The sequence below is a fragment of the Tepidimonas thermarum genome (assembly GCF_007556705.1).
Classification (GTDB): Bacteria; Pseudomonadota; Gammaproteobacteria; order Burkholderiales; family Burkholderiaceae_C; genus Tepidimonas; species Tepidimonas thermarum.
Genome location: NZ_VJOL01000065.1, coordinates 1 through 10,487, shown reverse-complemented (window position 1 = coordinate 10,487; position 10,487 = coordinate 1). Strand labels below are relative to the sequence as shown.

The 10,487-nt window shown below is 69.4% G+C and carries 9 protein-coding genes and 1 pseudogene; 7 read left to right on the top strand and 3 right to left on the bottom strand.

All coding sequences use genetic code 11. From position 1 onward, the window contains the following. Positions 1–170 precede the first annotated feature (170 nt). The 5 genes and pseudogenes from Tther_RS12000 to Tther_RS11980 form a co-directional block, all read left to right on the top strand. Positions 171–698, top strand: coding sequence for a TPM domain-containing protein (locus tag Tther_RS12000; protein WP_246099035.1), 528 nt, complete (start codon positions 171–173; stop codon positions 696–698). Positions 699–761: 63 nt separating this feature from the next. Beyond that, positions 762–1,931, top strand: coding sequence for a GGDEF domain-containing protein (locus tag Tther_RS11995; RefSeq protein WP_143904187.1), 1,170 nt, complete (start codon positions 762–764; stop codon positions 1,929–1,931). A 136-nt stretch (positions 1,932–2,067) separates the two neighbouring features. After that, a complete protein-coding gene (locus Tther_RS11990; RefSeq protein ID WP_143904185.1) occupies positions 2,068–4,410 on the top strand; it encodes an NADP-dependent malic enzyme in 2,343 nt (780 codons plus the stop codon). A 129-nt stretch (positions 4,411–4,539) separates the two neighbouring features. Continuing rightward, positions 4,540–4,917: a guanyl-specific ribonuclease gene (locus tag Tther_RS11985; RefSeq protein WP_143904183.1), complete on the top strand. Its 378-nt coding sequence runs from the start codon at positions 4,540–4,542 to the stop codon at positions 4,915–4,917. Between the two features lie 54 nt (positions 4,918–4,971). After that, positions 4,972–5,373: pseudogene (locus tag Tther_RS11980) on the top strand (barstar family protein); the annotation flags it as partial. A gap of 208 nt (positions 5,374–5,581) precedes the next feature. Here the strand turns inward: Tther_RS11980 and rsmA are convergent. Genes rsmA through Tther_RS11965 form a run of 3 tightly spaced genes read right to left on the bottom strand, consistent with a single transcriptional unit; the run spans position 5,582 to position 9,835 of the window. Then, entirely contained in the window at positions 5,582–6,397 is an 816-nt protein-coding gene (gene rsmA / locus Tther_RS11975; protein WP_143904181.1) for a 16S rRNA (adenine(1518)-N(6)/adenine(1519)-N(6))-dimethyltransferase RsmA, read from the bottom strand. A 5-nt stretch (positions 6,398–6,402) separates the two neighbouring features. Then, entirely contained in the window at positions 6,403–7,728 is a 1,326-nt protein-coding gene (locus tag Tther_RS11970) for a peptidylprolyl isomerase (RefSeq protein ID WP_143904179.1), read from the bottom strand. Further along, entirely contained in the window at positions 7,721–9,835 is a 2,115-nt protein-coding gene (locus Tther_RS11965) for an LPS-assembly protein LptD (protein WP_143904177.1), read from the bottom strand. The genes Tther_RS11970 and Tther_RS11965 overlap by 8 nt, the downstream gene beginning before the upstream one ends. Before the next feature lie 259 nt (positions 9,836–10,094). Between Tther_RS11965 and Tther_RS11960 the strand changes: the two genes are divergently transcribed. Further along, on the top strand, positions 10,095–10,313 hold the full coding sequence (locus Tther_RS11960; RefSeq protein WP_246099034.1) for an addiction module antitoxin: 219 nt from the start codon (positions 10,095–10,097) through the stop codon (positions 10,311–10,313). Beyond that, positions 10,300–10,487 (top strand): type II toxin-antitoxin system PemK/MazF family toxin (locus Tther_RS11955; protein ID WP_143904174.1); only part of this gene is annotated, 188 nt, incomplete at its 3' end. The genes Tther_RS11960 and Tther_RS11955, both read left to right, overlap by 14 nt.

Genomic DNA, 10,487 nt, shown 5'->3' with positions numbered 1-10,487 from the left:
CGGCGCAGGCGGCGCAGGCGCATGCGCTGATGGAGAGCAACCAGCACATTGGCAAGATCGTGCTCGACTGGACACGGTCGGCCCCATGACGGGAAGGATGCGATGCGCAAACTGATTGCAGGCAACTTTGGTGGCGGGGGCGCCTCCGGGCGTTGGTGAGCATGGGTGTGATGGCACGCATCGGCCGCCTCTGGCGCCATCTGTGGTGGGACGAGCGCGCGAGCCGGCGCTGGCTCGACGATGCCGCCGCCGAGCGCTTGCGCCGCCGCATCGAAGCCAGTGAGACGCACCACCGGGGCGAAATTCGCCTGTGCGTCGAGGCCAGCCTGCCGCTGGGGTGGCTGTGGCCCCCGCCCGATGACGAGGCGATGGCCGCGCGTGTGCGCGAGCGCGCGCTGGCCTGGTTTGGCCGCCTGCGCGTCTGGGACACCGAGGACAACGCCGGTGTGCTGATTTATGTGCTGTTGGCCGAGCGCGCGATCGAAATCGTGGCCGACCGCGGCCTGGCGCAGCGCGTGCCGGCCCAGGAGTGGGCGGCCGTGTTGGAACGCCTGCGCGCCAGCTTGCGCACCGCCCCACCGGAAGCGGGCCTGGCGGCGGCGGTCGCTACCGTGGACGGGTGGCTGCGCCGCCACTATCCGGCGCTGGCCGACCGGCCCAACCCCAACGAGTTGCCCGACGGTGTCGTGCGCGTGTGAGGTGTTGGCGCCGATTTGCGTCATACTTGACACCCCATCCCGCAGCAGGCCTCAGCAGCCGTGATGCCCTCAGCGCCCCCCAGCCCACCACCACGCGACGTCTTCGTTTGGGACGCGACCCTGCTGACGGGATTGGACGACGTCGATGCCGCGCACCACCACCTGGTGGATCTTTTCAACGCGCTCAACCGGGCGCTGTTCCAGGGGCCGGGTTCGGGGATGTCGGACCAGGCGCAGCAGGCGGTGTTCGACGAGCTGATGGCCTACGCCCGCCAGCACTTCGAGGAAGAAGAGCAGCTCATGCGCGACGCGGGCCTGGACGAACGCCACCGCCGCCTGCACGAGCGGCTGCACCGCGAGTTCGTCGAGCAGGTCCGTTCGATGTGGGACACACGCGGGCAGCTGCGCGATCCCGCCGAGACACTGATGGGTTTTCTGACCGCATGGCTGGGCCTGCACATCATGGGGGTGGACCAGTCGATGGCGCGCCAGCTGGCGCTGATGCGCGCCGGCGTGCCCGCAAGCGAGGCTTATGCGCGCGAGGAGCAGCACCCCGACCGCGGCATGGCCAATCTGTTGCGCATGGTGGGCCAGCTCTACCACGTGCTGGCCGAGCGCAATCGCGATCTGGAGCGTGCCAACGCCACGCTGGAGCAGCGTGTGCGCGAGCGCACCGCTGCGCTGGAGGCCGCCAACCGGCGGCTGGAAGCCTTCTCGCGCATCGATGGGCTGCTTGGGATTGCCAATCGCGGCTACTTCGATGAGCGTTTGCGCGAAGAAATCGCGCGCCACGCGCGCCAAGGGCGGCCGTTGGCGTTGGTGATGTTCGATGTCGACCACTTCAAGCGCTACAACGATCGCTACGGCCACCAGGCGGGGGACGCGTGCTTGCAGGCGGTTGCGCGGGCGCTGCAGGCGCAGTTCTACCGCGAGCCGGACCTGCTGGCGCGCTATGGCGGCGAGGAGCTGGTGGCGCTGCTGGCCGACACCGACGCCGATGGCGCCCGGCTCGTGGCCGAGCGCGCGGTGGCCGCGGTGCGTGCGCTCGGGATGCCCCACGAGGACTCCCCCACGGCGCCAGTGGTCACGGTCAGCGCGGGGGTGGCCAGCCGGACGCCCACCAGCTCCGCTGACGGCGCGTGTTTGCTGCACCTGGCCGACGAGGCGCTCTACGCCGCCAAGCGCGCCGGTCGCGATCGGGTGGTGGTGGCCGCGGCCACCGATTCCCCCTGATCGCGTCACGGCTGCCGCCACCGCCGCGTTGGGGCCACGGGGGCTTTCTACAATCGGGCGCTAAGGCCGCCCGCATGGCGCCGCTGCCGTCGCAGCCGCCGGCTTGTGGCGCTGCGGCCGTCAGGAGTAATGCACCATGTCCCTGTCCACCTCGGACCCGCGCGAGCAGCTCAAACGCGCTGCGCTCGACTACCACGAGCGCCCCACTCCCGGCAAACTCGCGATTGCCGCCACCAAAGCCCTGTCCAACCAGCGCGACCTGGCGCTGGCCTATTCGCCGGGGGTGGCCGCCCCGTGCGAAGCCATCGTGGCCGATCCGGCCGCGGCCTTTCGCTACACCGCACGTGGCAACCTGGTGGCGGTCATCACCAACGGCACCGCCGTGCTGGGGCTGGGCGACATCGGGCCGCTGGCGGCCAAGCCGGTGATGGAAGGCAAGGCGGTGCTGTTCAAAAAATTCGCCGGCATCGACGTGTTCGACATCGAGGTCAACGAGCAAGACCCGGATCGGCTGGTCGAGATCATCGCCGCGCTGGAGCCCACGTTTGGCGGCGTCAACCTCGAGGACATCAAGGCGCCGGATTGCTTCTACATCGAGCGCCGCCTGCGCGAGCGCATGAAGATTCCGGTCTTTCACGACGACCAGCACGGCACCGCCATCGTCGTGGGGGCGGCGCTGCTCAACGGGCTCAAGGTCGTGGGCAAGCGCATCGACGAGGTCAAGCTCGTCACCTCCGGCGCCGGGGCGGCGGCGCTGGCGTGCCTGCAGCTGCTGGTCAAGCTCGGGCTGCCGCGGCGCAACATCTGGGTGACGGACCTGGCCGGCGTGGTCTACGAGGGCCGCACCGAGCTGATGGACCCCGACAAGGCCCAGTTTGCGCAACCCACCACAGCGCGCACGCTGGCCGAGGTGATCGAGGGTGCCGACGTGTTTTTGGGGCTGTCGGCCGGCGGCGTGCTCAAGCCCGAGATGGTGGCGCGCATGGCGGCCAAGCCGCTGATCTTTGCGCTGGCCAACCCGACGCCGGAAATCCTGCCCGAGCAGGTCAAGGCGGTGCGCGACGACGCCATCATGGCCACCGGGCGCACCGACTATCCCAATCAGGTCAACAACGTCCTGTGCTTCCCGTACATCTTTCGTGGTGCGCTGGACTCGGGCGCGACCACCATCACCGATGAAATGGAAATCGCCGCCGTGCACGCGATCGCCGAGCTCGCGCAGGCCGAGCAAAGCGACGTGGTGGCGCAGGCCTACGCGGGCGAAAAACTGGCTTTCGGGCCGGAGTACCTGATCCCCAAGCCGTTTGACCCACGGCTGATGATCAAGATCGCCCCGGCGGTGGCCGAGGCGGCGGCGCGCAGCGGCGTGGCCACGCGCCCCATCACCGACATGGACGCCTACCGCGAGCGGCTGCAGAGCTTTGTGTTCGCCTCGGGCACGATCATGAAGCCGGTCTACGCGATCGCCAAGCGGGCCCAACACCAAAAGGTGGCCTACGCCGAGGGCGAGGAGGAGCGCGTGCTGCGCGCGGCGCAGGTCGTGGTGGACGAGGGCCTGGCGCGGCCCACGCTGATTGGGCGCCCCGCGGTCATCGCCCAGCGCATCGAAAAATTTGGCCTGCGCTTGCGCGAAGGGGTGGACTACGACGTCGTCAATGTCGAGTACGACGCGCGCTACCGCACCTTCTGGCAGGAATACCACCGCCTGATGGAGCGCCGCGGCGTGACCGAGCAGATGGCCAAGATCGAAATGCGCCGGCGGCTGACCCTCATCGGCGCGATGCTGCTGCGCCATGGCGACGTGCATGGCCTCATCTGCGGCACCTGGGGCACGACCGCCATGCACCTGCACTACATCGACCAGGTGATCGGCAAGCGGCCCGGCGCGCAGGCCTACGCGGCCATGAACGCCATTTTGCTGCCAGGTCGGCAGGTGTTTTTGGTGGACACCCACATCAACTACGACCCCAGCGCCGAGCAGCTTGCCGAAATCACCCAGATGGCGGCGCGCAAGATCATGCGCTTTGGCATCACGCCCAAGGCGGCGCTGCTGTCGCACTCCAACTTTGGCTCCTCCGACCAGCCCAGCGCGGTCAAGATGCGCCAGGTGCTGGCGCTGCTGCGCGAGCAAGCGCCGTGGCTCGAAGTCGATGGCGAGATGCACGGCGACGTGGCCTTGGACGCCGACATGCGGCGCGCGATCATGCCGCGCAGCACCCTCAGCGGCCAAGCCAATTTGCTCGTCTGCCCCAACATCGATGCCGCCAACATCGCCTACAACCTGCTCAAGACGGCGGCCGGAGGCAACATCGCCATCGGCCCGATGCTGCTGGGGGTGGCCAAGCCGGTGCACATCCTGACCGCCAGCGCCACCGTGCGGCGCATCGTCAACATGACGGCGCTCACCGTGGCCGAGGCCAACGTCGGCCCGCGTGCGGTGGACGTGTCCGCCGCCGCCAGCACCGCCGGCAGCGCGTGATACCCCGCGCAGCACAAGGTCCACGCCTTGTCAAGATCTTGCAATCTGCGACCGCTTGCGGCACACTTGCGCCCCTGATTTCAGGGTAAACCCCAGGGTGAGAGTCGGGTGCGAAACGGTTGGCGCGGCATGCTGGCTGCGGGGCTGGCGGCGCTGGCCCTGCTTGGCGTTGGTGTTCCCGCGGCGGCCCGAGAGGACGTGCCGCCGCCAGCGCAGCCAGCGCCGATTGCGCTGGACGAGCTGCCACGCGAAGCGCACACCGTGCTGCACCGAATCCGCCAAGGGGGGCCCTTTCCGTACGACAAGGACGGCACGGTGTTCTTCAACCGCGAGCGATTGCTGCCCGCCCACAAGCGCGGCTACTACCGTGAATACACGGTGCCCACGCCTGGCCGCCGCGACCGGGGCACGCGCCGCATCGTTTGCGGGGGCTGGCAGCCCACCGTGCCCGACGTCTGCTACTACACGGCCGATCACTACGCGAGCTTTCGCCGCATCGTGCCGTGAGGCGGCCGTCCCCCTGCCACGTCCCGTTTTTCCTTCGATTTTTCTTTTTCTCCAATGACCATGGAACAGCCGCTGCGCAACGTACGACCCAACATCGTCCAGTCGATCCGCGCCTTCACGGTCAAGGATCTGCAGGCCGCGGCCCAGGCGCTGGGACACCACTTCCTCTACGCCAACCTGGCCACCGCGCTCAACAAGCAAGACATCCTGGAGCTGATCACGGCGCAGTACCAGCTGCCGCCGCACAACGGGAAAAACCTCGACGCGCTGTACGACTGTCTGACCGATGCGGTCTACAAGTCCGGGCCGCAGACGGGCTTTGTCGTCGTGCTCGAGCACATTCCGACCAGCCCCAAGTTCGACAAGGAAGCGCGCGAGCAGCTGCTCGACGTGTTTCGTGACGTGGCGGATTTTTGGGCCGAGCGCAAAGTGCCGTTCCGCTGCTTTTATTCGTTTTCGGTGGCGCGCGCGCCCAAGCCGGCGGATCTGGCGTCGAGCGACGAGCCGCTGCTGACCGACAAGCTGGTCGATGTCAGCCCGCAGGCGCTGCGCATGAGCAGCCCGTTCAACGCGGGCTACTGGCTCAGCGCCGCCTGAGCCGGCCCTGGCCCCCGCGCGGCGGCGTCGGGTGCCCCGGCTGGATGAGGGGCGCCGCCGCAGCCGCTCACGCCGCGGCGGCGCCGCCCAGCGCCTGGGCCAGTGCCACGTACTCGGCCACCGGGACTTCCTCGGCGCGGCGCTGCAGGTCGAAGGTGCCAGCGTAGGCGCGTGATGCCAGCCAGCGGCCCAGGGTGTGGCGCAGCAGCTTGCGCCGCTGCGAGAACGCGACTTGCACCAGCGTCTCCAGCAGCGCCACGTCCACGGGCGCCGGCTGCGCCCAGGGCTCCATGCGCACCACGGCGCTGTCCACGCGCGGCGGCGGATCGAACGCCTGCGGCGGTACGGACAGCACGTGCTCCATGGCATAGCGCCACTGCAGCATGACGCTCAGGCGCCCGTAGGCCGCGCTGGCGGGCGCCGCCACCATGCGCTCGACCACTTCCTTTTGCAGCATGAAGTGCTGGTCCTGCACGCGGTCGGCCCAGCGCAGCAGGTGAAACAGAATGGGCGTGGAGATGTTGTAGGGCAGGTTGCCGACCACGCGTAGCCGCCGCGGCGCTGGGCTCGCGGCGCTGCAGCGCGCCGCCAGCGCGCCGAAATCCACCGTCAGCACATCGGCCTCGACCACCTCGAGTTGGGGGTGGCGGCGCAGCCGCGCCGCCAGGTCACGGTCGAGCTCGATGACCGTCAAGCGCCCCAGGCGCTCGACCAGCGGCTGGGTCAGCGCCGCCAGGCCGGGGCCGATCTCGACCATGCAGTCGCCCGCTTCCGGGTCGATGGCGCGCACGATGGCGTCGATGACGGCGGGGTCGCTCAGAAAATGCTGGCCAAAGCGCTTGCGCGCGCGGTGCCCGTGCGCACCGCTGGGGTCGGGGCGCATCGGGCTCACTGCGGCGGCTCGCGGTATTCGACGTAGGCGCGGCCACGCAGTTCGCGCACCTGCTCGGCAAAGGCGTCTTCAGCTTTTTGCTGGCGCAGCAGCGCCCGCACGGCCTCGCGCAGTTCGCGCGGGCTGCGCTCCACCTCGCGCCGCTCCTGCACTTCGATCAGGTGCACGCCAAAGCGCGTGGGCACGGGCGCCGAAATCTGCCCTGGCGCCAGAGCGTCCATGGCCTGCTCGAATTCCGGCACGAACAAGCCCGGCGTTGCCCAGCCGAGTGCGCCACCCTCGCGCGCCGAACCGTCTTCGCTGACCTCGCGCGCGGCGGCATCGAAGGTCGTTTGCCCGGCGACGATGCGCGCGCGCAGCGCCTGCAGCCGGGCTGCCGCCGCGCGCTGGGCCGCCTCGTCGCTGGCGCGCAGCAGGATGTGCCGCACCCGCGTTTGCGTCACCGTGGGCTCGGGCAGGTCCAAGTGGCGCTTGGTGAGCACTTGCAGCACGTGAAAGCCAGCACCGCTGCGCAGCGGGCCGACGATGTCACCGCGCCGCGCGTCGCGCACCGCGTCCCAAAACAGCGCAGGGTAGCGGTCGGCGCTGCGCAGGCCCAGGCGGCCGCCGCTGGCGGCCTCCGGCGCTGCCGACAGGCGCTGCGCCAGAGCCGCAAAATCCTCGCCCGCGCGTGCGCGGCGCGCCACGTCCTCGGCGATGGCGCGCGCACGTGCCACCTGTTCCGCACTGGCGTTGTCCGGCAGCGGAATCAGCACCTGCGCCAACTCCAAGGCGGTGCGCGCGGGGTCGGTGCTGTCCTGGTGGGTGCGCAAATAGGCGTCGATCTCGGCTTCGGTCACCTTCACGCGCGCTTCCTCGCGCTCGCGCAGGCGCTGCAGCGTGAGCTCGTTGCGCACATTGGCGCGAAACGCCGCCAGCGTCAGGCCAGCCTCGGGCAGGCGCTGGCGCAGTTGCTCCACGCTTAGGCCGTTGCGCCGTGCCACCTCGGCCTCGGCGGCGTCCACGGCCGCATCGTCGATGCGGATGCCGCTCTCGGCGGCCCACTGCAACAGCATCTTCTCGTCGATGAGCCGCTCCAGCACCTGGCGCGGCAGCGCGGCACGTTCGGCGGCCGGCGCGTTGGCCGGCAGCTCCAGGCGCGCCAGGCGTGCGCGCACCTCGGACGCGGTGATCGGTTCGCCATTGACCAGCGCGACGATGTAGTCGGCCGTGGCGGTGGCCGCCGCGGCCGTGGGCTGGGCCCACCCCCCCGCCGGGGCGATGAGCAAGACGGCCCCCAGCAGGCAGGCCGCGGCACGGGCGATCGGCGTCGGGTCATTCATAGCGTTCGAAGCGGCTAGGCGGGTCGATATCTTCGCGCAGGTATTGGTAACGCGGCACCTGGGTGCGCAGGGTTTGCAGCGGGTTGCTGCCCAAGCGCGAAAAGCCGGAAAACTCGAGTTGAAACAGGATGCGCTGGTTGGCGCGGGTGCTGCTTTGCTGCAGGCGCTCGAGCACCACGCGGCCTATCCAGCAACCCGCATCGTATTCGAAGCCGGCCACCAAATCGACGATGCGGCGATCGGTGAAGCTGTAGTTGAGGCGCCCCACGCCGTACCACTGCTGTGGCCCCAGCGCCCGGCCGGGCACGGCCGCTGGCGCGCCGTCGCCCGTGAGCGCGGCCAGCGGCCACTGCCAGCCCAGGTCGAGCTGGCGGCTGCGCGCGGTGGTGGTCTCGTTGTTGCGGTAGGCCAGGCTGAATACCCGGTAAGGCCCCGGCCGGTAGCGCGCCGACAGCAGCGTGCGCACCGAGGTGCGGCGCGCCGGGTTGTACTGCCACGTGCCGCCCAAGCTCCACTCGGGTGTCCAGTTGACCGTGGCGCCCAGCAAAATGTCGCTGCGACCTTGCGCCGCCACCCCCTCGTTGGGCAGGGTCACGCGCTGGTCTTGCAGGCGCAGCCGCTGGGCCAGCCCCAGACTGGCCAGCTCGGCCCCGTCGCTGGGAGCGTACAGGCGCGTCGTCAGGCCATAGGTCAGGGTCTTGAGGTCGGCGATACGGTCGTGGCCGCCGTAGGGGTTGGACGCAAAGATGGTGGCGGGGTTGAAGTCATACGCCGCGCTGTCGTACACCGGCAGCAGCCGCTGGTCGCGGTACGGGGTGGCGGCCAGCACCACGCGCGGCTCCAGGGTTTGCACCACGGCGCGCTCGAACAGCGTGGCCGGTCGCTCGAAGAACAGGCCGGCATCGACGGCTGCCGTGGGCAGCGCCAACCCCGCGCTGCGCCGGCCATCACCCAGCGGCTGCTCGAAGCGGTACTGGCGCGCGTGCCACTGCAGGCTGGGCTCGACGTACCACCCCGGCGTTTCCCAACGGCGGCTCAGCCGCAGCACGCCCAGCGCGCGCGTGCCGTCCAGGTCGGTGCGCTGATCGCCGGGGGAGCTGCCATCCCACACCTGCGGGAGGCGCCGGGTGGCAAAGCGCGTCACGTCCAGGTCCGCGCTGAAGCGCCAATCGCCCACGCCGCCCAGCGTCAGCCCATCGGGCCGGTAGCGCAGCGCCAGCGAGGGCAGCCGGTCGTACGGCGCGACGATGAGGTCGGACTGCAGCGGCACCAGGGTGCGCGAGGCGCCCAGGGTTTGCCAGCGCTGCAGCGCCAGGCTGTAGTGCCATACACCCTGGCCGCCGCTGAGCACCGCTTCGTTGGCGAGCAGCCGCTGGGCCAGGTTGGTGATGGTGCTGGTGCGCGGAAAGTCGCGCCAATAGTCGTCGTCGCTGACGCGGTTGAGGTTGAGCCGCAAGCCGGCGCCGGGCAGCCAGTCCAGCCCGGGCAGCGCGTGCTGGTGCTGCAGCGCGTACGCCCAGCGGTCGCGCTCGCGCAGGCGGTCGTGGCCCATCCAGGCCGCGCGCACCTGGCCGCTGTAGGGGCGCTCCAGGTAGCGATATTCCCCTCCCAGGTCGAGCCCGCGCCGCGTCATCAGCGTGGGATAGAGCGTGGCGTCGCGGTTGGGCGCCAGGTTCAGGTAGTAGGGGACGGTCGTCTCGAAGCCGCTTTGGTTGTCCAGGTTGAAGGTGGGCGGCAGCACGCCACTCTTGCGCGCGTCGGACAGCGGAAAGCTGATCCACGGCGTCGCCAGCAATGGCACGCCCTGGAATTCCAGCCGCGCGCCGCTGGCCTCGCCGGTGTCCGTGTCCAGGTCGAAGCGCACGGTCTGCGCCGTCACCGCCCACGCCGGCATCCAGGACGCGCCCGGGGGCCGCTCGCAGGTGCTGTAGCGCACATCGTGCGCCACCGAGCGCTTGTCATCCAAAAACTCCACCCGGCTGGCCTCGCCCTGCCCCCCCGTGCGCAGAAATTCAAAGCGCACGGCGTCGAACCGCCCCTCGAACGTGTCGAGCTTGAGCTGCAGCCGCTCGCCCTCGTAGACATTGCCCAGGCGGTTGATGCGCACCCCCCCGCTGGCGATGGCGGTGTCGTCGGCCGCGGTGTGCTCCCGCCGCTCGGCATCAGTTCGTATCTGAAGGCTTGCAGACGTTGCATGGGCGAAATGATACGCTTGGTCTATGGGACGCCTACGGCGTCCGCGCTATCCTTCCCCGGCCTGAAGGCCGAGGCTTGCCGCGCACCGGGTCAGCACCAGAAGCATAAAACACGTATAATGTAATACGTGTTTAGTGTTTGCTCTTAGAGGTGTAGGTATGCATCGGAAGATGACGATCACGCTCGATGAGGCGGTTTACGAAGGCCTGTACCGGATGGTTGGGCGGCGCAAGATGAGCCAGTTCATCGAGGACTTGCTGCGTCCGCATGTGCTGGACACATCACTTGATCGTGGCTACCAGGCGATGGCTGCTGACAAGGCGCGCGAGGCCGAAGCTATGGAGTGGTGCAACGCGCTAGCCGGAGACGTGGCCGATGCGGCGCGGTGAAGTGTGGTGGGTCGAGTTTGATCCGGCCGTTGGCAGCGAAATCCGCAAGACGCGCCCGGCTGTGATCGTGAGCAACGACGCGGCCAATCGACACCTTTCTCGTGTGGTCGTGGTGCCTTTGACTAGCAACACCGGGCGACAGTATCCCGGCGAAGCCGTCGTAACTGTCGGCGG

Bases quoted from the DNA above. Each gene is read 5' to 3' on its own strand.
- Tther_RS11990 (WP_143904185.1), top strand. From the start codon at position 2,068: ATGTCCCTGTCCACCTCGGACCCGCGCGAGCAGCTCAAACGCGCTGCG.
- Tther_RS12000 (WP_246099035.1), top strand. From the start codon at position 171: ATGGCACGCATCGGCCGCCTCTGGCGCCATCTGTGGTGGGACGAGCGC.
- Tther_RS11995 (WP_143904187.1), top strand. From the start codon at position 762: ATGCCCTCAGCGCCCCCCAGCCCACCACCACGCGACGTCTTCGTTTGG.
- Tther_RS11970 (WP_143904179.1), bottom strand. From the start codon at position 7,728: ATGAATGACCCGACGCCGATCGCCCGTGCCGCGGCCTGCCTGCTGGGG.
- Tther_RS11985 (WP_143904183.1), top strand. From the start codon at position 4,540: ATGCTGGCTGCGGGGCTGGCGGCGCTGGCCCTGCTTGGCGTTGGTGTT.
- Tther_RS11960 (WP_246099034.1), top strand. From the start codon at position 10,095: ATGACGATCACGCTCGATGAGGCGGTTTACGAAGGCCTGTACCGGATG.
- rsmA (WP_143904181.1), bottom strand. From the start codon at position 6,397: ATGCGCCCCGACCCCAGCGGTGCGCACGGGCACCGCGCGCGCAAGCGC.